Origin of the sequence: Corynebacterium pygosceleis, assembly GCF_016595275.2 — a bacterium.
Taxonomy (GTDB): domain Bacteria; phylum Actinomycetota; class Actinomycetes; order Mycobacteriales; family Mycobacteriaceae; genus Corynebacterium; species Corynebacterium pygosceleis.
In genome coordinates this window covers 179,352-202,168 of the sequence record NZ_JAENIQ020000004.1, presented here as the reverse complement: position 1 = coordinate 202,168, position 22,817 = coordinate 179,352, and the positions used below count along the sequence as shown (strand labels likewise).

The following is a 22,817-nucleotide window of genomic DNA, read 5'->3' as shown; positions in this document are numbered from 1 at the left end:
ACTTGCTGATGCTTTCCTCGGATGGGGAGGGACAGTTCCGGGCAACTGTTGGTGGGACAGGCTAGGCTTCCGGACTTTCGGGTTGTTGCGGATGGAAGCTCTGAGGCGGCTCATCCGGTTACGTTCGTTGAACCTCTGTGCGGGGGGAGCTCACCAGGATGACTCATCTCTACCGATGGGGAATGATGTCGGGGCGGGGATGTCTCAGTTCCGTGTTCAAGCGTCTTTGGGCGGTATTTTTCTGGAACAGAAAGTCCGTGAGATAGGTATCTGCGGATGCTTTGTGATCTCGTCGTCAGGTTGTTCCGGTGGTGCGGGGCGTTTCCGGAGAAAAGTCTTTTAAGCGCTTCTCCGCCCCGGGGCGTAATGACCGCGTGTGACTCATGGGGATAGGTGCGAGGTACTTGGTCTGCGCAGGAAATAAACTTACACGCACTTAAATAACCTTCAGCCATTATGTAGCAGAAGTGATAGTTTTGGCAGGGTTGTAAATACGGTGGCGTGCGTGTTTTGGGGCTTCTTGTCCGGTGCCACTTTGTCGGCCGTGTTTGAGTATGGTTGGGGCCATCTTGTTCACCTGGCCTTCACTCATCGTCGATGTGTCTGCATGACGCGTGGTGCGGGGTGTTGTCGAGGACCTTCGGCGTCGCGTGGTAGCGCTCGGGAGTGTTGCTGGGGGCACATCTGGTAAGCTGAGCTAACGCTAATAGCTGAACTGGTAAAATCCAGCACCGTCCGGCTTCTAACAGGTGTGAATAAGGTAGGTAAAGTATGAAAAATCTGATCTTGGATTCAGGTTTACTGGGGGGGAGTGGTCCGCTCTTGAGGCGGATTGGACCGGTGGGAATGCGTGTCACGGCCGTGATCTGTGTCGCTCTTCTCGCGATGTCCGTGTTGCTGAGTGGTGTGGCGATCGCCGATACCCCCTCTAGCGGGAAGGCGGAGCCTGAGGTAGTTGAGGTGTCTCCTGTCGATGATCAGGCCGTGGACGTCGCTGATGATGCGGAGGGGTCTGATGATCCCGCACCTTCCGTTGATGAGGGGTCTGATGCTGCCGCACCTTCTGTCGGGGAGGGTGCTGATGCTGCCGCACCTTCCGTAGATGACGGGGGCGCCGGACTGCTGCCCGGGGTGGGTAGGGCGCTGCGTGCGGTGGGTGACGATTACGGTGTGGCGGCTAATCTTCAGCGTGAAGCCACCGGTACCGGCCATGACACCACGGACAGGTGCTCGCTGAATTCGGAGGCGACGGTTCCTTTCGAGGGGGGAGATGACACTCCGGAAGATGACATCGTCTGCACCAATGACTGGGTCAAGTACAATGTCGAGCTTTCTGTGAAAACCAGACCGAGCAACCCAGAGAAGTTCACTGTAGCTTTGGATTTCTGGAGCTTCGGAATACCGTGGGTTAACGGAAGGTTTAATGACGGTGGTCCCGGTGCTGAAATTAGGGCACCCCAGGGGGACAGGGAGACCGACAGTGTGCTGTCCCAGGGGTTCGGCGAGTTGTGTAAGGCGCGCCCGGGGCAGTGGACGAATGCTGAACGGAAGCTTGTCAAGGTGGGCGGAAAACACATACCCGCCTGCACCTTCACACCGTTGCCTGGTCTTGATTTGATTTACAAGCAGGATATTTCCGTACTTTCGGACAATAAGAAAAATGTTCTTGATGAAGCGCGTGTGTTTATTGTCGAGGGTGACCTGGAAGAACAGTATTCCACGGAGTATGGTAGGCCGGATATCACCGGTGTGGTACCGACCGTAGCGGATGGCTACAAGGTTGTCGGCGTGGCTGATCTCGACCTGGCGGTGACAGATTCTTACGCCGGAAATCCTCCGAATGTAGGTGTCGCTCATGTCGGGGGGAGGGATTATCTGAAGCAGAAGGTCACTCTCGTTAACCATGCCCGTGTCCGGGATGAAAACTCGAGTAACACGTCGAAGGGTTCGCTGCATATACCTCGTCCCTATCGTGATCCTCAAACGGTTCCGCTGGAGATCGTAGAGGCTCCCGAGGGAAGCTTCGTGACGACAGATCCTACCGGAGTGTCGATTGAAGATGTCATTCTCGAGACGAGGGAATATAGCGATCCTCTAAATCTGGGAATTAACGGAAGTAGTCAAACGCTCAATAAGGATTTTTACGTCTTCTACCCGGCCGATACGGCCGCCGATCATCTCGGTGAATCTATCGTCTATCGTGTGAAAAAAGATTTGCCTGATTTCACCACCGAGGACGGTACCCTCGTGAACGAGGGGCGGACCGAGATCGGCAGTGGTGAATCCTGTGACTTCGACACCTCTGAGATCGGTGGTTGGAGACCCGGTGGTAGTCAGTATAACGGTACCCTCAAGAACAATAACTGCGGGAAGAGGGAGGTCAGGCAATTCGAGTCCGGTAATTTGTTCTCTAAGGGTGTCTTTCCGGCCCTTGACTTTTATCAGACTGGCTATGGAGCTGGGGTGTCAACCCTGGGTCAAGAGGTGCCTGCGGTCATTCGGGTTACCTCTCTTCCCGTGAAGCGGAAGGTAGAGATATGTGACACCTGGGATCCGAGTGAGCAGAAACTGGATTTCGACAGGTACCCATGGTATTACCGAGTGGATGTCGAGAATCCCTCGGACGGAATTGAAGAAGATGTCCTTCCCTCTACGGAGAATTTCACGGCCTACTATTCTTCTGAACAGACGGAAAATCGTGGTTGTGGTGTGGCCGGTTCTACTGACAACTGGTATACCGATCCCGACGAGGTTCCCGGTGGGCGTGACGCAATCAACGCCATCAAACTCGTCGCAAAACGACCCCTTTCTTTCGTGGCAGGTGCCCGTACGTACATTCAGTTCACTCCGTCGCCTGCGATGGAGAAACGAAACGACTTCGACGACAGAGGCATGTCCCCGCCTCTCGAGGATCACGCATATGTGAGTCCCGGGGAAGGTGAGGAATTCCAGGGACCGTCTTCTGACTCTTTCAAGTATCTGCACCCGTTTATCGCCGGGATCAACAATACTTCTTTCTGGACCTACAATTCCATTCCTGGTTCGCAGTTCCGCTATCAGGTGGTGCCTGAGCTGGAGGAGTTCGGTCTACCCGAAGATCACCCTGTCTCTCCTATTGTGAACACAAAGCTGGATGCTTGTCTGGATATCCGTGGGTCCGCCGTCAAGAGGCGTACCAGCAAATGGGCGGACAGTCTCACCAACGAGAATGATTCCCGCTGGAACGTCAACATCATTCGGAGCGCCGACACAGGTGAACCAGGATGTGCGGACGATGAGCCGACCGTCGTTGAATGGTCCCTGCCCGCAGGCGAGACTCTTCCGTTGTCGGATGCCAGATTGAGTGGGTTGGTGCTCTGGGGGCGTGTGTCCAACCTCGTGAAAGCTGATGAGGTAAAGACCGTCACCAAGATGACCTGGCAGTATCAGAATCTTCAGGGCGAAACCGTCGAAGGTAAGCCCCGCTCCGGGAGGCGGGTGGTAACTGATGCACGGGCAATCAACTACACGAAGAATCTCTCGGCCTCCAAGGAGGTCAGTGACACCGTCATCGGTGTTGACGACTCAGTGTCCTGGACGATTGGTCTGCACAACAGCATGGACAATCCGGTTTCCGGTGTTCGTTGGATCGATGTTCTCCCCTACGACGGAGATAGTCCCTCTGGTGATGGGCAACCGAAGACCAAGACGGCGGGCAAGGTCACGTTGTCGCAGGTCGAGCATTCTCCCGAGGTCGCGATAGAGTACACAAAGACCGCTCCCGCAGAGATCAATCGGGACCCCGGCGATTCCACGAACGCTCCCGGTGGTTCGACGAAGTGGTGCGCCGATCTCACCTCCGGTGACCCGAACTGCCCGAGTTCACTTGAGGAGGTCACCGCGGTACGGATGACCGCCGACTTTGACCCCGGTGATCTTTTCACCGTCAGGATGACCGCTTCGGTTCCGGGTGCGCTTCACGACGACGTCGTTGTCAACCGGCTGTCCATAGGCCGAGCCACCGAAACGGGGCAGCTCCGTGATGTGGTTCCGTCTCCGGACGCGGTGCAAACCAGGATCGAGACCTCGACTATCGAGGGGCATGTTTATCTCGATAAAGACGCTTCCGGTCGCCGGGATTACGATGAAGATGATTACGGGAACGCGACCGTGACGTTGGTGAACAGTGCGGGTGACGTTATCTTCACTGAGGAGACCGATGCTGAAGGTAACTACGCGTTCAGTGAGCTTTCCCCGGGTACCTACACGGTGAAGATCGACGTTCCTGACGGTATGTACCTGACGCAGTCCGGTCCGGATCCCGCGAATCAGGGTAAGAACACGGTCGAGAATTTGGTCATTCCGGAGGGGGATCCAATCACGATCGGTGAAATCGATTTCGGTTTGGTTGATCCGCAACCTTCGCTGATTGTTCACAAGGCCATCCACAATGAGGCCACCGACAATTATGAAAAGAGTGTCGAACGCAGTGTGGGGGAGACCGTTTCTTTCTATGTCGCTGTCGTTAACGACGGCACCGCCGATCTGACGGACGTTAAACTGGTTGATGACTGGGACGGTGGGGATTTTGATCTGTCCTGTAAGGCACTGGATGGGAATGGTGGCCCTGTGGAAGGGGATCACGGTAGTCCTCTTTCTGATGAGGGTGGTGTTTTGTCGCCGAATCAGGGGTTCCTGTGTACCGGTGAGTATGTGGTTACTGAGGCGGATGTTGCTGCGGGTACGTCGTTGACTAATACGGCGTCTGCTACGGCGATGTATGGCGGTGAGGTTGTTCAGGGGCCGAGTGATTCGGTTGTTGTTGAGCTGGTGACGTCTGCGGGGTTTGATTTCACGAAGTCTGTTGTTGATGGGAAGGATTTCTATGTTCCCGGTGAGGTTGTTTCGTATGAGTTGAAGGTCTCTAATACTGGTGATGTCACGTTGAAGGATGTGCGGGTTGATGATCCGTTGGTCAGTGATGCCGGTGGGGAGATTTCGTGTAATGACGGTGATGGTGTTGTTGCTCCGGGTGATTCTCTGACGTGCACTGTGGCGTATACCGTTGGTGATGGTGATGTCGGGGAGGATGGTGTCGGTGTCGTTTCGAATGTTGCGACTGCTCATGCGACTCCCGTGAACGGGGAGGCTTTCGAGCCGAAGCGTGGTGAGGTGTCGGTGGATGTCCGTAAGGCGGGCATTGCTGTTGTCAAGACTGCTGATGCGTCGGAGCCTGTCGGGGTTGATGGTGAGGTTTCCTACGGCTTTACGGTCACCAACAGTGGTACTGCTCCGCTGGATGGGGTGAGGTTGTCTGATCCGATGCTTGAGGCCAGGGGGGTTGGTGTCGAGTGTGGTGATCGTGGGCAGTTGACCGGTGAGGGTGTTCGCCTTGATGCCGGTGAGGTTGTCTCGTGTTCGGCCACGGTGCAGGTTGGTCAGGATGATCTGGATCTGGCTGATGGTGGGCAGTTGGTCAATGAGGTCACTGTCAGTGGTGAGGTTCACGGTCTGCGGGTTGAGGCGTCGGATGAGGTGACGACGGCGCTTGATGTTCGGGCTGGTGTTGCTCTGGATAAGAAGGTTGCCGAACCTGAGCGTCGGTACACTCCGGGGTCTGAGGTGTCGTATTCGTTTGATGTCCGTAACACCGGGGCGGTCACGTTGACTGATGTTGAGGTGAGTGATCCGATGCTGCGTAATGTCCGGTGTTCCGGGACTGATGTGGCGCCGGGTGCGGTGTTGGAGTGCACCGCGGATCCCTTCATGGTCGATGAGGAGATCGCTGACAGGGGTGTGCTGGTTAATACGGCTACTGTGCGTGCGCAGACACGTGACGGTCGGTCGGTGGAGGCCTCTGACAGTGTTGAGGTTGCTACGGGTTCGCCGGGTCTGGTGATCACGAAGAGCGCGTCGACGACGGGTCCTGTGGAAGCGGGGGACATGATCACCTGGGAGATTCGGGTGCGCAATAACGGGACCACTCCGGTTGAGAAGGTTCGGTTGAGTGATCCGATGTTCGGTGAAGGTGAGCTGAGCTGTGATGTCGATGGTGTCGTCGGGCCGGATGGTGCGACGTTGGGTGTTGGTGAGCAGGTGGTCTGTACCGCGGAGACTGTGGTGAGTCAGGCTGATGTTGATGCGGAGACCGAGGTTGTCAATACCGCGACGGTCACCGGTGAGTTCGGGGATTTCAAGATTGGTGAGTTGACCGCGACGGCGACGGCTCCGGTGAGTTCCCGGTCGGGGTTGACTGTGGCCAAGAGTGTCGTCGGATATGAGCCGGGGATGGTGTACCGGGTGGGTGATGAGATCACCTACAGGTTTGTGGTGACCAATACCGGTGCGGTGTCGTTGCGTGATATCGAGGTGGTTGATGAGCAGCTCAGGAAGGCCGGGGTTGAGGTGGTCTGTGATAATTCCACGCCGCTTGAGCCGGGTGCTACCCGTGAGTGCACCTCCGGTGTCTACACCGTGACTCAGGATCAGGCTGCTGCGGGTTCTGTTGATAATGCCGCGACAGTCAACGGGGTTACTTTGACCAGGGGGTCGGGTGTGACTTCGGAGGAGGATCAGGTGTCGGTTCCGGCTGCTGATCCGCGTCTGGTGGTCACTAAAACTGCTGATCCGGTTGGTCCTGTTGGTTCCGGGGAGACGGTGAGTTTCACTGTTTCTGTTCGGAATGAGGGCAATACGGCGGTTGACGGGGTGAAGGTCAGTGATCCTTGGCTTCGTGGTCGTGGTACGGAGCTGGATTGTGGTGTGACCGGGGAGGGTTCGTCTCTTCAGGTCGGTGAGAGCCTTGTCTGTACGGCGGAGATCACCGTCAATGATTCCGATGTCGTCGGTGGTGGTGTGCTTGTGAACACCGCGACGGCGGAGGGTGTTGTCGGTGGCAGGGTTGTCCGGGGCAATGAAGCGTCCGTGAGTGTTGAGCTCAAGCGGGATGCGGCGATTGCCGTGACCAAGGATGTTGTTGATGGTGAGAGGGTCTACCGGGTTGGTGAGTCTGTCGTCTTCGGTTACACGGTGACCAATGGTGGCAGGGTTGAGTTGAGTGGTGTGACGCTTACCGATGAATCCGTTTCGGGGATTGATTGTCCTGATGTCAGGCTTGCTCCGGGTGCGTCGATGACGTGTAGGTCGCAGCCTCATGTTGTGACCGGGTCGGATGCGGATGCGGGTCGTTACGGTGGGCCGGTGACGGTTGTCGCGACGATTCCTGATGATATGGATCCCGGTCGGGAGGATCGGACGGTTTCTGCGACTGATTCTGCTGAGGTGACGGTGGAGAAGGATGATTCCGGTGTCACCGGTTCGACCGGTGGTGGGGCGATCATTCCGATTCCGGTTCCGGTTCCGGGTGGTGGTCCGGTTGGTGATGGGCAGGATCCGGTTGTTTCCGGTGTGCCGGAGCCCGGGTCGGATGTTCCGTCGGATGGTCCTGTGAAGGGTCATGGTGGCGAGGATGGTTCGGTCGCTGATGGTGAGGTGCCGTCTGTGGATCGGGTTCCTGAGCGGTTGCCGGTGACTGGTGCCAATGTGCTGGTTGCTGTCGGTGTTGGTCTGGTGCTTGCGCTGGCTGGTTTTGGTCTGGTGTTCGCGGTCCGACGCCGTAGGGATGAGTAGCCGGTAGGGTTCTTCCGGTTCTGGCCCGCCCGCCTTCTAGTTGGAGGTGTGGCGGGTCAGGTCTTTGTGTGGGGTGTGTGTCGGGGGTGCACCTGCCCCGTGCACGGGGCGCTAGACTCGGAGCCAAATGTTAAGCGAAACTCTTCTCCTGTTCGCCGGTGCCTCGGGCGCCGGTGCTGTTGCCCTGGTTCTCGTCGCGAATCGTCGGGACGCTCTGGCTCGCCGGTCGGATTCCGCTGACGTTGATGTCACGGATGCCGGTGACGCAGTTCCGTCCACCTCTGGGGCCGTGCCTGGGCCGGTCGTCGGTGGCGCGTCTGACGGTGTCGCCGCGCAGTGGGAGGGGGACCGGGGTCCTGATCGTGCGGAGTCCTCCGGGGAGCCGGACGGGCCCGGGGAGGATGGGGACCCTGACGTCGGAGTGGACGTGATCGACGTGGAGGTCGAGGATCAGTTGCGTGATGTGCAGGTCCTGAGTCCGGAGGACAGGGACGCACGGATGGGGGAACCCGATGCCGTGGAGGTGGACCCCGTCACCGTGGGGACTCCAGTCGTGGCACGGGGGGAGCGGAGCCGGGTGTCGGTGGGTGGCGGTCACGGTGGGTTCCATCTGCCGGGGTCGGTGCGGCGGCAGCGCCGTCGGTGGGCGTCCGCGCACGGGCACGACTACAGCAGGGGGGACGCGTTTCTCGGTGATGAATGGAACGGGGGACCCGCTGGCGCGGGTGTCACCGCGAAGGATGTCGTCAGTGGGATGACGTCCGGGCACGAGTTCCATCTCGCTGATCTGGGGCCGGAGACGGTTCTCGCGTTCAGGCGGGTCACCGGTAGCGCGGTCGTCGTGCAGATGACGCGTTCGGCGGAGGACCGGGACTCTGTTCTCCGGTTGGGGGATTTCGCCGTGTTCTGCGCGGAGCCCGATGTCGCCGGGCGTTTCGTCGATGAGCGGGTCTCCGCCGCGTTGGATGCGCTTCCGGCTGCGGTCACCGCCGTCTGGACGGAGTCGAGGTGGGTCATCGCGCAACTGGTCAGGCGGAGTTCCCCGGAGGACTGGGACGCCGCCCTCGAACCGTTGGCTCTGCTCGCCGATTCCGCGTGCACCCTCCCCCCGCGGGACGGGGACACTCCGCTCCGGGACGTGGAGGGTCTGGACCCCTCACGCCCCCTGCCCGCACCGCACCGGTCGACGGATCGTTCCGGCGGCGTCGCGGAGGACGGGTCGGAGCCTGTCGTGCGGCCGCTCGTGCAGCGTCCCGACGAGCCTGTGGAACTGCCCAGCCGTTTCCGGTCCGAGCAGCGCGGTACCGTGGAACCGCGTGCCGTCGGTGGTGATGAGATCGATGCGATCGCCGACGGCGGGGACGTCGACCCCCGGCCCGGTGGGGTGCGTGTCCCACGGACATTCCGCACCGGGCCGAGCATCTTCACCGATTCCGACACCGATACCGGGGCAGCCGCCAGTGCCCCGGAGACCGATGACCCGACTGCAACCGAGGAGCCCTGAACCACTGTGACCCTTTCATCCGCTGAAGCCCGTAGAGAACTCGCTGAACTGGTCAAGGAACTCGCCGTGGTGCACGGCCGGGTGACGTTGTCCTCCGGTCGGGAGGCCGACTACTACGTCGATCTCCGGCGGGCGACGCTGCACCACCGGGCGTCGGAACTGATCGGCCGGCTCCTGCGGGAACTCACCGCGGACTGGGACTATGTCTCGGTCGGTGGTCTGACTCTCGGCGCCGACCCCGTGGCCACCGCCGTCATGCACGCCGACGGGCGGGCGATCGACGCCTTCGTCGTGCGCAAGGAGACGAAGAAGCACGGTATGCAGCGCCGGATCGAGGGGCCGGACATCGTCGAGAAGAAGGTCCTCGTCGTCGAGGACACCACCACCACCGGTAACTCGCCGCTCACCGCCGTGGAGGCGCTGCGGGAGGCGGGTGCGGAGGTCGTGGGTGTCGCGACGGTCGTCGACCGTGCGACCGGTGCGGACAGGGTTCTCGCCGACGCCGGACTCGACTACCGGTTCCTGCTGGGACTGTCGGACCTCGGCCTTGAGTGAGAAGGTGACCGACACCCGGGGAGAACACGACGGAGAAAAGCCCGGCCCGACGGAATGGGGCGCGGGGCGCGTCGGTGTCGGTCCGTGGAGTGAGGAGCATCCGGGTGAGCCGCTCCCGACGGACGCCCGTTTCGATCCGACGCTGCTCGCGGAGGGCGACCGGCGCAACGTCGTCGACGCCTACCGGTACATGACGCGTGAGGCGATCGTCGCGGATATCGACACCCGCAGGCACCCGCTGCACGTCGCGATCGAGAACTTCGAGAACGACGCCAACATCGGCACCGTCGTCCGTACCGCCAACGCCTTCGCCGTGGACACCGTGCACATCGTCGGTCGGCGTCGGTGGAACAGGCGTGGCGCGATGGTCACCGACCGGTACCAGCATCTGCTGCACCACCCGGACGTTGGCACGCTGCTGGCGTGGGCGCTCGCCCGGGACATCACGGTCGTCGCCGTCGACAACACGCCCGGATCCGTTCCCCTGGAGACCGCCCGGCTGCCGGAACGGTGCCTGCTGTTGTTCGGGCAGGAGGGGCCGGGTGTCACGGAGGCCGCGCGTGCGGGGGCGCTGATGACCTGTTCGATCGCGCAGTTCGGTTCGACGCGGTCGATCAACGCGGGGGTCGCCGCGGGTATCGCGATGCACCGGTGGGTGACGCAGCACGCGAACCTCGACCAATCCTGGTGATACCATTTGTGCTGCAGAGACGGTGCCTGACGTGGGACAAGTAACACCTCGGCCACCATGAGAGATGGACCATAACGTGCAAGAAAAATGGGCTCACCGCGCTGACCTCGCCGAAGCCGCCATCAACGAGCGGCACTCGAGTCGACTCTGGCTGCTTCCCCACACCAATCTGGCGGTCGTGGCGTGGCCCCCGACGACCCGGGACAAGATCTTCCTCCGGTGGCACTACTGGTGGCAGGCCCACTACCTGGACTGCCTCGTCGACGCCGCCGCCCGCCGCCCGACACCCGCCCGGCAGCAGCGGATCAGGCGGACCCTGCGCGGCATGCGGATCCGCAATCTCCGGGGGCTCACCGCGAACCGCTACTACGACGACAAGGCCTGGCTCGCTCTCGCCGGGGCCCGCGTCAACGAGGTCCGGAAGTTCCGCACGCCGAAGGCGGTCGCCCCGCTGGAGCACAACATCATCGCCGGTGCGGACAATCTCACCGGTGTTCTCCCGTGGCGCAGCAACGAGACGTTCTACAACGTGCCCACCAACGGCCCCGCCGCGATCATGATGGCCCGGACCGACCGGCTCGAGCGGGCGATCGAGCTCACCGACTGGATCTTCGACAACCTCATCAACGAACAGGGCCTGGTGATGGACGGGGTCCGGCTGCGGATGCACGGCCCGGAGATCGTCCGCGACATCCACCCCTACTGTCAGGGCGTCACCCTCGGCGCGTGCCTCGAGATCTCCGAGAAACTGCGGGACCGTGCGGGCCTGGAACCCGGCCAGCCGATCACCTGCATCGATGACGCGGAGAAGGCCGAGCACCTCATGCTGTGGATCACCCGGCTGCGCGAACTGGTGCACGCCGTGGCGAAGGACATGGCGACACCGGCCGGCGTGATCGACGCCAGGACGGGTGGCGGTGACGGGGGACTGTTCAAGGGCATTCTGGCGCGGTACCTGGCGGAGATCGCCGTGCGGCTGTCGGAGGACACCCCGTTGAACAGGGCGACGCGGAAGATCGCGGCCCGACTGGTCCTCGCCTCGGCGGAATCCGTGTGGCGGCACCGCCTGGAGATCGACGGCCTCCCGGTGTTCGGCGTGGACTGGACCACGGACGCGAACCTGCCCCGGAACGCCGGGGTGGTCGGCAGTTCGATCGCCGGCGCGGTCCGCAGCTCCGAGATCCCGGAACGGGACCTGTCGGTGCAGCTGTCCGGGTGGATGCTCATCGAGGCGGCGGCGAAGGTCTCCGCGGCCGGGTACACGTACAACGGCTGACGGGACCGTCCGGGCGACGGCGCAACGTGCCCGACCGGTCGCCTGATCGGGCAGTGGTCGATCTCACGTTCCGGGTGGCGGACCGGACCCGGTCTCATCACCTGCGAATTTGTCCGGACCAGGCGCGAAAAAACAGACAATCGGGCATGTATTCACAAAATCGGGCGCCAAGGGGCGGCGAGAAGTCGCCGGTGGGGGCATAATTGAGGGCAGGACGACCGCACCAGCGGTCGCGGACCGTGAACACAACGGTCGTGGCCCCACGGTGCGATCGACGCACAGGACGTCGCATCACGTAAAGGAGAGCACATGCCCATCGCAACCCCCGAGGTCTACGCCGAGATGCTTGACAAGGCCAAGAAGGAAGGCTTCGCCTTCCCGGCCATCAACTGCACCTCCTCGGAGACCATCAACGCAGCGCTGAAGGGCTTCGCCGAGGCGGAGTCCGACGGCATCATCCAGTTCTCCACCGGTGGTGCGGAGTTCGGTTCCGGCCTGGCCGTCAAGAACATGGTCAAGGGCGCCGTCGCGCTCGCCGCCTACGCCCACGAGGCCGCGAAGAACTACGGCATCAACGTCGCCCTGCACACCGACCACTGCCAGAAGGAGAAGCTGGACACCTACGTGCGTCCGCTGATCGCCATCTCGCAGGAGCGCGTCGACCGTGGCGAGGCACCGCTGTTCCAGTCCCACATGTGGGACGGTTCCGCCATCCCGATCGACGAGAACCTCCAGATCGCCCAGGAACTCCTGGAGAAGGCCCGCAAGGCCCGCATCATCCTGGAGCTGGAGATCGGTGTCGTCGGTGGTGAAGAGGACGGTGTCGAGGCCAAGGCCGGCGCCCAGCTCTACACCTCGCCCGAGGACTTCGCCAAGACCGTCGACGCCATCGGCACCGGCGAGAACGGCCGTTACCTGCTGGCCGCCACCTTCGGCAACGTCCACGGCGTGTACAAGCCCGGCAACGTGAAGCTGCGCCCGGAGGTGCTGCTGGAGGGTCAGCGCACCGCCGCGAAGAAGCTCGGCCTCGACGAGAACGCCATGCCGTTCGACTTCGTCTTCCACGGCGGCTCCGGTTCCGAGAAGGAGAAGATCGAGGAGGCGCTGCGGTACGGCGTCATCAAGATGAACGTCGACACGGACACGCAGTACGCGTTCACCCGCCCGATCGTCAGCCACATGTTCAGCAACTACGACGGCGTGCTGAAGATCGACGGCGAGGTCGGCAACAAGAAGGTCTACGACCCCCGCTCCTACCTGAAGAAGGCCGAGCAGGGCATGTCCGAGCGCGTCATCGAGACCTGCCAGGACCTGCACTCCGTGGGCACCACCGTCTCCAAGTGACACCCCGGGCGGGAGCGGACCACCGCCCCGCCCGCACCGGCCCCACCCGGCTGACCGCACGACCGTCCGGGTGGGGTCTTCCGCACGCCACCCCGGAGGCCGGTGGGGCGGGTCCCGCCGTGTATCCCCCGGTGAACCCCACCCGGTCCGCACGCGGGGCGGGACCGCAGACGTGAAAGAAACTATCCTTAACAGATGGCCAGGCGAATATCCTCCGTCCCCGATCCGGCGACAGCGGTGAAGGATCTGCTGCGACCCGGGATCCGTCGACTGCGTCTCAGCTGGGTCTCCATCCTCCAGGGCGGCATCGCCGCAGGCCTGTCCTGGTGGGTGGCGGTCAACCTCTTCGGCCATGAATCGGTGTTCTTCGCCCCCATGGCCGCCATCATCGTCATCGGCCTCACCGGCGGTGAGAGACTGCGCCGCGCGGTGGAACTCAACATCGGTGTCCCCCTCGGTGTCGGCATCGGCGACCTCCTGGTGACCTGGTTGGGTACCGGCACCTGGCAGATGACGTTCATCGTCCTCCTCGCACTGTCCGTCGCCGTGCTCGTGGACAAGTCGCCCCTCGTCTCCACGCAGGCGGCGATCGGCGTCGTGCTCATCGCCACGATCTTCCCTCCCGGGACATCCGGTGGCCTCGACAGGATGCTCGACGCCTTCATCGGCGGAACAGTCGGCATCATCGTCATCGCGCTGATCCCGAACTCCCCGCTGCGCGGGGGACGCCAGGAGATCGCCACCATCCTCACCATCGCCGGACACGTCCTCAGGGAGGTAGCCGTCGATCTGACGGACGGCAACACGAAGGGGATCAACGCCGCGTTGCAGGAGGCGCGCGGCACCCAGGCGAACATCAACAACCTGATCGCCGCCGCGAAAAGCGGGAAGGAGGCGGCCACCGTGTCGCCGCTGCACTGGCGGAACCGGCGGCGGGTGAAGTCACTGATGCGGATACTCAACCCGGTGGACAACGCCATGCGCAACACCCGGGTCCTAGCCCGCCGGGCACTGGTCCTCACCGAGGACGGGGACGACGTCAGCGCCCGCCAGATCGCGGTCCTCGAGGAACTCGCCGACATCATGACCGCTCTCGGGGACCTCTTCGACCGTGGTGAGCGGGTCGGCACATCCGAGCGGATCCCCCAGCTCGTCCGCCGTCTCCGTGTGCTCGCGGCGATGACGGGACCGGAGGTCGCCGACCGGAAGGTGCTGTCCGCGCAGATGATCCTCGGGCAGTCCCGGTCGATCATCGTCGATCTCCTCCAGATCTGCGGCATGTCACGGAAATCCGCCCAGGCGGCACTGGCCCCGACCAGTTCACACCCGCACGTCGAGCCCGAACTGTAGCTCCGCCCGGCTGTGTGGCCCGCAGGCAGGACCCGGACGCTCACCGTCCGGGGGGCACCGTCGGTGATGCCGCCCGCCGTTCCGCGGCGGGAATGAAACCCCCGAAGGCCGGGGACGGCCGGATTATTGTCGTGGTCAGAAATATCCCACCGTTCCCCGTACGCGGGGAGAGAGGCAAGTGGAGCGATCATGGACCGGAACGTCCTCCAGTCACGTCCCGTGTGGGCGGCCACCGCCGCACTGGTACTCGTCCTCATCACCAACCTGCTGGTCAACGGCTGGCGGCTCACCGGTGGATTCGCCGTTCTGTCGGTCGGCACGGCGGTCGTGCTCGTCGCCGTCATCGCCCGCGCGAAAAAGCAGGGGGACCCGTCCCCCTGAGTATCGGTCGAACAGATCAGGGCTGCCGGACGATCTGCAGGTCCCGCAGGTGCCGGTAGAACGTCACCCGTTCCGCGGGGCGGGGGCGCGGGACACCGTCGACGGTGATCCGCAGGTTCGGTCCGCCGGCCTGCAGTGCCCGGCCCGTGCGCAGGGTCGTCGGATCCACGGTGCCCGTCGGCCGGCTCCTGCGGAGCAGGCGGTCGATGATCCCGCCGGGGACCGGTTCGAGTGGGCTGTCGGCGACGACGGCGGCGATCCCCGGGGCGTCCAGCATCGGGACGAGACGGGCACCGTAGAGACCGGTACGGGGTGCTCTCCCACCCGCCCGGTGGTTGAGGAGGGTGTCGTCGTCGACGATGACCTCGCCGGTCATCTCGGTGGCGGGATCGGCACAGGACACCGTCGCGCTGCCCGCGACCGCGACCGCCGAATCATCCCGGATCAACGGGGCCGGGTGGACCCGCCCGCCGAGGGCGAGGGCGAGGGCGTCGACCGGATCGGTGGGCAACCCGAAGTTCGCCGCCGCCGGGGACTCCGGATCCGCCGGTACGTACCCGACCTCCACCCACATCCTGTCCGAGCGCATCAACCTGGTCAGTACGGCGGACAGGGCCGCGTCGGTCCCGCAGACGACCACGCGCAGCGCCTCCTCCGGTTCCTGGGGCGCACGCTCCGGGGCGCCGAGATGATCGACGTCGGGGCGCTTCGCGATCTCGTCCAGGCTCGGGGTCGGGTCGACGGGGAGTGCGGCGCGCGCGGCGTCGTCGAGGGGGGCCAGATCCCGGCGTCCGGGAACGTCGGGGAGCTCCAGGACGTCGAGGGCCGCGATCTCGTTGAGCCCCCGGATGTCATCGAGTACGGACCGGTTCACCGGTAGACCGTCGGAGCCGCCACAGGCCAGGAAGAGTACTCGCATGGTCAGAGATGATACGCGCGCGGTCGTGGAGGGTAGAATGGGCAGACGTCTGTGCCGCGTTCGCCGCGGCGATGCTGTCGAGCTATCGGAAGAGGCGTGTTAAACCATGGCCGCAATTGTTGTAGTCGGAGCCCAGTGGGGCGACGAGGGTAAAGGTAAGGCCACCGACATCCTCGGATGCCAGGTCGATTACGTGGTCAAGCCGAACGGCGGGAACAACGCCGGGCACACCGTCGTCGTCGGTGGCGAGAAGTACGAGCTGAAGCTCCTTCCCGCCGGTGTCCTGAGCGAGAACGCCGTGCCCGTGCTGGGTAACGGTGTGGTGATCAACCTGGAGGCGCTGTTCGACGAGATCGACGGTCTCGAGGCCCGTGGCGCGAACGCCTCCCGGCTGCGGATCTCCGCGAACGCCCATGTCGTCGCGCCGTACCACCAGGTCCTCGACCGGGTGCAGGAGCGTTTCCTGGGCAAGCGCGCGATCGGCACCACCGGGCGGGGCATCGGACCGACCTACGCGGACAAGGTCTCCCGCGTCGGCATCCGCGTGCAGGACATCTTCGACGAGTCGATCCTGCGTCAGAAGGTCACCTCGGCGTTGGACGTGAAGAACCAGATCCTGGTCAAGATGTACAACCGCAAGGCCATCGATCCGGAACAGATCGTCGACTACTTCCTGTCCTACGCGGACCGTCTCCGCCCGATGGTCATCGAGGCGGAACTGGAGCTCAACCGTGCCCTGGACGAGGGGAAGCACGTGCTGATGGAGGGCGGCCAGGCGACGATGCTCGACGTCGACCACGGCACCTATCCCTTCGTGACGTCGTCGAATCCGACCTCCGGTGGTGCGTGTGTCGGCTCCGGTATCGGACCGACCCGCATCACCTCGTCCCTGGGCATCATCAAGGCCTACACCACCCGCGTCGGCGCGGGCCCGTTCCCGACGGAGCTGTTCGACAAGTGGGGCGAGTTCCTGCAGACCACCGGTGGTGAGGTCGGCGTGAACACCGGCCGGAAGCGCCGCTGCGGCTGGTACGACTCCGTCGTCGCGCGCTACGCCAGCCGGGTCAACGGCTTCACCGACCTGTTCGTGACCAAGCTCGACGTGCTCACGGGTATCGGGGAGATCCCGATCTGCGTCGCCTACGACGTCGACGGCACGCGTTTCGACGAGATGCCCACCAGCCAGTCCGATTTCCACCACGCCGAGCCCATCTACGAGACGATGCCCGCGTGGGACGAGGACATCACCGGCTGCCGGACCTTCGAGGAACTGCCGCAGCGCGCGCAGGACTACCTCAACCGCCTGGAGGAGCTGTCCGGCTGCCGCATCTCCTACGTCGGTGTCGGCCCGGGCCGCGACCAGACCATCGTGATCAACGACGTGATGGAGTCCTGATTCTCCGGTCGCCGTGAATAAAACCCCGTACCTGCCTGGTGCGGGGTTTTATTCACGGCGGGGTGTGTCGGCGTAGGGGCTGCTCACACGCTTTTTTCGGCGGGTGTGGAAGGCGGTGGTCGCGGGGCGGGGAAGGGGGGCGGGAATGGAAGCCGCCACCTTGCTGTTGTGTCAACAAGATGTGAATGGACTACATCGACCATCCCGGGATCCCCTCGGGAGGAACACCCAACCAAGGAGCACCAATGACCCGCACCCCGATCGACCTCGGCCTGCTGATCATCCGACTCATCTTCGGCGCCATCCTCACCGCACACGGTTTCCAGAAACTCTTCCTCATGGGCCCCGGACAGACCGGCGCCGCATTCGCGTCGATGTCCAGCCTCCCCGCACCCGAGATCATGGCGTGGATCGCCATTCTCGTCGAGCTCCTCGGGGGCCTGGCCCTGATACTGGGCGTCGCGACCCGCATCGCCGCCATCGCCGCAGCGGTCGTGATGGCGGGAGCGATGATCTCCGTGCACCTGCCCAACGGCTTCTTCAACACCGACGGCGGCATCGAGTACACCCTCATGCTCACCGCCGTCGGCGTGGCCCTGGCCGTGACCGGTGCAGGCCGCTACAGCCTGGACGCGGCCCTCGGACGCGGTGGTCGTGACACGACCGCGGCACACGTCTAACCGCACACACGACATCAGGGAAAAAGGGGCCCCGATCCGACACGGATCGGGGCCCTCCCCGTCTCAGGCGTAGCTGCGGACCTTCGTGAAGATCTCCGGCCACGACCTGTCCAACTTCCGGGTCGCGACCCCGGTGCCCACCACGTACACGACGACGGTGACGACCACGATCCAGGCGATCCCGCCGAGGAACAACGGCGACGCGACGCCCTCACCCCGACCGGACACCATCATGATGATCCCCGGCACCAGCGGCAGCCAGATACCGAGCAGGCCACCGAACGCCGCGATGAACGCGGCACCGGAATACCCGGACCGGTCCTTCATCGGATTCGTTCCGGGGCGGGCCGTCGGAAACGGATTGAACACGCTGAGCAGTGACCCGAATCCGAGAGCCGCAGGGACGGCACCGACCGTCACCACCGTCGTCAGCAGCCACAGGGGGGAGAACCCGCTGATCACCCCGAGTGCGGTGTCGTAGAGCACCACCGTGGGCACGGAGACGGTCGCGGCCACCGCAGCCCGGGCCCGCACCATCGTCCGCGCCGGGACACCGGCGGCCATGTGCACCCAGTTCGCCGGTCCGTCGTAGCCGTAGGCGTTGGCGACGTACTGGGTCGCCGCCGCGGCCATCATGTACGCACCGAGCCACTCCATCCTGCTGTCCTCGCTCGTCTCGCCGAGAACCAGGAAGAACATCGAGAACAACGGCAGCGAGATCAGGCTGTAGAGCAACCGTGAGTCCCGCACCCAGTACAGGAGCGCGCGGGAGTAGAGGGCTCCGCCGACCGTCGCCGGAACTCCACGCAGCATCAGCCGACCCCGCTGCCGGGTCCGGGACCCGGAACCGGTTTCCGTCACCTGGGTGAACGATCTGGTCAGTGCCCGGTGCCACGCCCCCCAGAGCACCGGGAGCAGAACGACGCCGATGACGGCCTGAACGGCCGCGGTCGCCCAGGCTCCGTCGGCGAGACTGCCGGCGGCACCGCCCGCTCCGCCGAAGGGCGTGTAACCGAGAATCCGGGTGACCCTCGCGGTGTCCACGCCGATAGCCGAGTTCACCACCATGTTGAACCCGATGATGACGAGGATGAACACCACGCCACCGGCCATGGACAGTTTCTCCCGCCGGGACCGCCCACCGGACAGCACACCGAACACGATCCACGCCTCGGCGCCGCAGATGCTCAGCGCGAGAGCCGCGACGACGGCCAGCAACCAGAACGGGACGACCCACGCGTGGCCCGTGAGAACCAGTCCGACGGTGCCGAAACCGAACGTGATCACCGAGTTGAGCACCGCGAGGTAACCGCGGGACTGGAGGAACGCCGCCAGAATGAAGCCCGGCAGCAGTTCCCGGGCCGCCACCGGCAGCGGGGCGAACCAGCCGGGGGTCAGCTGGTTCTCACTGGACGGGTAGATGAACGCGAGAACCCAGTACGCCAGCACCCCCACACCGAGTGAGAGGGAGAGCGCGGACTGGTTCCCGGTCAGCTGCTCGTTGAGGGTCATGCCGCCGAGGGACAGCGCGCCGATCACGCCGTAGACCCAGATGAAGATGATCATGAACCACTGCGACGGCTGCGCCTTCAGGGACCGTTTCCGCAGGGTGCGGTGGAGCTGGATCAGGGTACGTGTCACCGGTCGTCACCTCCGTCATCCCCGGCGCCGGACCTCTCCGGACCGGTGGCCGATCCGAGCCAACCGAGGGATCCCTCGTCGAGTTCGCCGCCGCCGACCAGATTGATGAACGCGTCCCCCAGCGATCCGGTTCCCCGGACGTCATCGACGGTCCCGGAGGCGACCACGCGACCGTCGGCGATCAGTGCGACGTGGTCGCAGAGTCCCTCGACCAGCTCCATGACGTGGGAACTCATCACGACGGTGCCGCCGCCGCGCACGAAGGCGTCGAGAATCGAGCGGATCACCCGGCCGGAGACCGGGTCGACCGCCTCGAAGGGCTCATCCAGGATCAGGATCCGCGGCCGGTGCAGCAGAGCGCCCGCGAGCAGGATCTTCTTCGTCATGCCGGCCGAGTAGTCGACGATGAGCTTCTCCCCGGCGGCGGTCAGGTCCAGGGCGTCCAGCAGACCGTGGGCGCGCTCGGCGACGGTCGCCGGGTCCATCCCCCGCAGCCGACCGAGATACTCGAGGTACTCGGCTCCGCTGAGCCGGTCGAACGTCGGCAGGCCGTCGGCGAGCAGACCGTAGGCCCGCTTCGCGTCGAGGGCACCGCCACCCCAGACATCGGCACCGCACACCCAGGTCGCGCCCGTGTCCGGGCGGAGCAGACCCGTGGCGATGGTGATCGCCGTGGTCTTCCCGGCGCCGTTGGGGCCGACGATCCCGTAGAAACTCCCGTGGGGGATGTCGAGGGACAGATCCGCGACGGCCGGGTTGTCCCCGAACCGTTTGGTGACACCGCGCCAGGCGAGCGCCACCGACGTGGGGTCCGGGTTCAGTGGATCGAGATGGGCTGAATCGGTGGGAAGGGTCATGGACACAGTGTGCGTGTCCCCGGAGCGGGGCCGCAAGGCCTCCCGCCGGAATCAACCCGTGGGCTGACGGGCGGCGCGGGCCACCCTCCCCGGTCGCCTAATCCTGTTCGGTGGAGGGCACCACGGGCTGCTCGGCCGACCACGGGAACACGATCCACTCGTCGGTGTGCTTCCACACGAAATCGGGCCGGATCACCGACTGCGACTTGCCGTACAGCACGGCGGAACGACACTCCGCGCCGGCCTTCTCCAGGATCTCGAGGACGAGAGCCAGCGTCCGCCCAGAATCGGCGACATCGTCGACGACGAGCAGCTTCCTGCCGGCGATCGCGGAGGTGTCCAGCAGGGGCTCCAGCAGGACCGGATCGGGGAGGGTCTCGTGGACGTCGGTGTAGAACTCGACGTTCATCGTGTCGGCGAGCTTCACCCCCATCGCGTAGCTCAGCGCTCCCGCGGGGAGAAGACCGCCGCGGGCGACGGCGATGATGATCTCCGGATCGAAGTCGCTGTCCACCACGATCTGGGCGAGTTCCCTGGAGGCGGCACCGAAGCCCTCCCAGGTCAGAATTTCCTTGGTCTCGAGATCGGTCGAGTCTGCATGGTAGGCCATGGGTCGATGGTAGCGGTTCCGGCCCGGTGATGCCGCACGCCGGTGCACCGCCGGCGCGCAGGGTACCCCGCGCGCCGGGCCCGGGGTGCGGTGACGCCCCCACGACGTTCACCCCTGTGCGATACTGCACCACGAGAAACACCCGCAGCGACGTGAGGACACAGCACATGTACACCCCCGAGATGATCGGCACACCGCAGACCGGGTCGGCGACCCGCGTCCTCCTGCTCGGGGCGGGTGAACTGGGCAAGGAGGTCACGATCGCCTTCCAGCGTCTCGGGGTCGAGGTGCACGCGGCGGACAGGTACGACGGTGCGCCCGCCGGACAGGTCGCCCACACCCACCACACCCTGGACATGACCGATGCGGCGGCCGTCCGCGCGCTCGTCGACGAGATCCGTCCACACTTCATCGTCCCCGAGATCGAGGCCCTGGCCACCGACGCCCTCACCGAGATCGAGGAAGCCGGTGCCGCCACCGTCGTCCCCACCGCCCGCGCGACCCGGATCACCATGAACCGGGAGGGCATCCGCCGCCTGGCGGCCGAGGAACTCGGCCTGCCCACCAGCTCCTACGCGTTCGCCTCCCGTTACGACGAATTCGTCGACGCGGTCGGGGAGATGGGCTACCCGTGCGTGGTCAAGCCGGTCATGAGTTCCTCCGGGAAGGGACAAAGCGTGGTCCGTTCCGCCGACGAGGTCGACCGCGCCTGGGAACACGCCCGCGCCGGGGCCCGGGTCGCGGGCGACCGCGTCATCGTCGAGGGGTTCGTCGAGTTCGACCACGAGATCACGCTGCTCACCGTCCGGTCGATCGACGCCGCCACCGGGGAACCCGCGACCTGGTTCTGTGAACCCATCGGCCACCGCCAGCAGGACGGTGACTACGTCGAATCCTGGCAGCCCATGCAGCTGACCCCCGCAGCGGCGGACAACGCCCGGTCCGTCGCCGCGCGCATCACCAACGCCCTCGGCGGGCGCGGGGTGTTCGGTGTGGAGCTCTTCGTCCTCGGCGACGACGTCTACTTCTCGGAGGTCTCGCCCCGGCCCCACGACACGGGCATGGTCACCATGGCGTCCCAGCGGTTCTCCGAGTTCGATCTCCACGCCCGCGCGATCCTCGGCCTGCCGATCGACGTCACCCTCACCTCACCCGGCGCCTCCGCCGTCATCTACGGCGGCGTCGACGCCCCGGCCGTGAGCTACAGCGGCCTCGGGGCCGCGCTCGCGGTGGCCGAGGCGGACGTCCGGCTCTTCGGCAAGCCGGAGGCGTTCACCCGCCGCCGGATGGGCGTCGCCCTGGCCACCGCCGAGGACACCGCCACCGCCCGCGAGCGGGCCACCGCAGCGGCCGCGGCCGTCGAGGTCCACACCACGTCCGACCGGCACTGAGCCGGTCGCCCGGGAGACACCGGGCGGGTGCGCTCAGCCGGCGGGGCGCACCATCGGCAGGTGCATCATCCCGTCCCAGTCGAACTCGTCGCCGCAGACGGTGAAACCGTAGCCCTCGTAGTAACCCCGCAACGGGGTCTGCGCCGTGATCGCCACATCGGCGTCCGGGTTCTGCTCGTGCGCGAGCTTCAGCGCGTCCTTCATGATCGCGGCCCCGAGCCCGGTGCCGCGCGCGGCGGGGGCGATGCAGAACCGGCCGAACTGCCAGAGCCGGCGGTCATCGTCGATGTCGACCCCGCCGCCGCACTTCGCCCGGAACCCGGCACCGGTGTCCGGGTAGATGCGGGCGTAGCCGGCCAGGGCGCCGGTACGGTCGTTGGCCCGGATGTGGAACGTGTCCGGCAGTGCGTCGGTGTCGTCGATCTCCGCGTAGGGGCACTGCTGCTCGTTGACGAAGACATCCACCCGCAGCTTGTAGATGCGGTGCACCTCGAGGGCGCTCATCTGGTTCAGGTTGGACACGGTGAAGTAGGTGTTCATCCCTCGAGCATACTGTCGGCGGGATGACCCGGCCCAGTCTCCGGGGATGTCCCGGAACCACGAAACCCCCGCCC

General features: G+C 64.5%; 16 protein-coding genes. 11 read left to right on the top strand and 5 right to left on the bottom strand.

From position 1 onward, the window contains the following. Positions 1-771: 771 nt before the first annotated feature. From JIM94_RS09545 to JIM94_RS09510, 8 genes are all read left to right on the top strand, one after another. Positions 772-7,608: a DUF7507 domain-containing protein gene (locus JIM94_RS09545; protein ID WP_248703010.1), complete on the top strand. Its 6,837-nt coding sequence runs from the start codon at positions 772-774 to the stop codon at positions 7,606-7,608. Between the two features lie 127 nt (positions 7,609-7,735). Further along, the gene (locus JIM94_RS09540) at positions 7,736-9,112 is read left to right on the top strand and encodes a type III secretion system chaperone family protein (protein ID WP_200253660.1); all 1,377 of its coding nucleotides are present in this window, start codon (positions 7,736-7,738) and stop codon (positions 9,110-9,112) included. Positions 9,113-9,118: 6 nt separating this feature from the next. Next, complete coding sequence (gene pyrE, locus JIM94_RS09535; protein WP_200253658.1) at positions 9,119-9,667, top strand: orotate phosphoribosyltransferase; 549 nt, start codon at positions 9,119-9,121, stop codon at positions 9,665-9,667. After that, positions 9,660-10,358 (top strand): TrmH family RNA methyltransferase, encoded by a 699-nt coding sequence (locus tag JIM94_RS09530; RefSeq protein ID WP_234039623.1) that lies wholly within the window; start codon positions 9,660-9,662, stop codon positions 10,356-10,358. Before pyrE ends, JIM94_RS09530 begins: the two co-directional genes overlap by 8 nt. 76 nt (positions 10,359-10,434) lie before the next feature. Next, positions 10,435-11,634 carry a glycoside hydrolase family 76 protein gene (locus JIM94_RS09525; protein WP_200253657.1) on the top strand — a complete coding sequence of 400 codons (1,200 nt, stop codon included), beginning with the start codon at positions 10,435-10,437 and terminating at the stop codon, positions 11,632-11,634. A gap of 309 nt (positions 11,635-11,943) precedes the next feature. Then, positions 11,944-12,978, top strand: coding sequence for a class II fructose-bisphosphate aldolase (fbaA, locus tag JIM94_RS09520; protein ID WP_200253656.1), 1,035 nt, complete (start codon positions 11,944-11,946; stop codon positions 12,976-12,978). Positions 12,979-13,173: 195 nt separating this feature from the next. Next, on the top strand, positions 13,174-14,328 hold the full coding sequence (locus JIM94_RS09515) for an FUSC family protein (protein WP_200253655.1): 1,155 nt from the start codon (positions 13,174-13,176) through the stop codon (positions 14,326-14,328). Between the two features lie 189 nt (positions 14,329-14,517). Continuing rightward, positions 14,518-14,709, top strand: a complete 192-nt coding sequence (locus JIM94_RS09510) for a hypothetical protein (RefSeq protein WP_200253654.1) — start codon at positions 14,518-14,520, stop codon at positions 14,707-14,709. Positions 14,710-14,725: 16 nt separating this feature from the next. Here JIM94_RS09510 and JIM94_RS09505 read toward each other — a convergent pair whose 3' ends face one another. Beyond that, complete coding sequence (locus JIM94_RS09505) at positions 14,726-15,628, bottom strand: hypothetical protein (RefSeq protein WP_200253653.1); 903 nt, start codon at positions 15,626-15,628, stop codon at positions 14,726-14,728. 106 nt (positions 15,629-15,734) lie between these two features. On the opposite strand from JIM94_RS09505, the gene JIM94_RS09500 reads away from it, so the two are divergent. Together JIM94_RS09500 and JIM94_RS09495 are read left to right on the top strand one after the other, a co-directional pair. Beyond that, entirely contained in the window at positions 15,735-17,024 is a 1,290-nt protein-coding gene (locus tag JIM94_RS09500) for an adenylosuccinate synthase (protein WP_200253652.1), read from the top strand. A gap of 245 nt (positions 17,025-17,269) precedes the next feature. Next, positions 17,270-17,704, top strand: a complete 435-nt coding sequence (locus JIM94_RS09495; protein ID WP_200253651.1) for a DoxX family protein — start codon at positions 17,270-17,272, stop codon at positions 17,702-17,704. A gap of 63 nt (positions 17,705-17,767) precedes the next feature. On the opposite strand, the gene JIM94_RS09490 is transcribed toward JIM94_RS09495, so the two are convergent. The 3 genes from JIM94_RS09490 to JIM94_RS09480 form a co-directional block, all read right to left on the bottom strand. Further along, on the bottom strand, positions 17,768-19,345 hold the full coding sequence (locus tag JIM94_RS09490) for a hypothetical protein (RefSeq protein WP_200253650.1): 1,578 nt from the start codon (positions 19,343-19,345) through the stop codon (positions 17,768-17,770). Further along, entirely contained in the window at positions 19,342-20,202 is an 861-nt protein-coding gene (locus tag JIM94_RS09485; protein WP_200253649.1) for an ABC transporter ATP-binding protein, read from the bottom strand. Before JIM94_RS09485 ends, JIM94_RS09490 begins: the two co-directional genes overlap by 4 nt. 97 nt (positions 20,203-20,299) lie before the next feature. Continuing rightward, entirely contained in the window at positions 20,300-20,812 is a 513-nt protein-coding gene (locus JIM94_RS09480; RefSeq protein WP_200253648.1) for a phosphoribosyltransferase, read from the bottom strand. Positions 20,813-20,979: 167 nt separating this feature from the next. Here JIM94_RS09480 and purT point away from each other — a divergent pair, with 167 nt between their 5' ends. Continuing rightward, the gene (purT, locus tag JIM94_RS09475) at positions 20,980-22,203 is read left to right on the top strand and encodes a formate-dependent phosphoribosylglycinamide formyltransferase (RefSeq protein ID WP_200253647.1); all 1,224 of its coding nucleotides are present in this window, start codon (positions 20,980-20,982) and stop codon (positions 22,201-22,203) included. 33 nt (positions 22,204-22,236) lie between these two features. Here the strand turns inward: purT and JIM94_RS09470 are convergent, their stop codons facing one another. Continuing rightward, complete coding sequence (locus JIM94_RS09470) at positions 22,237-22,743, bottom strand: GNAT family N-acetyltransferase (RefSeq protein WP_200253646.1); 507 nt, start codon at positions 22,741-22,743, stop codon at positions 22,237-22,239. Positions 22,744-22,817 lie beyond the last annotated feature (74 nt).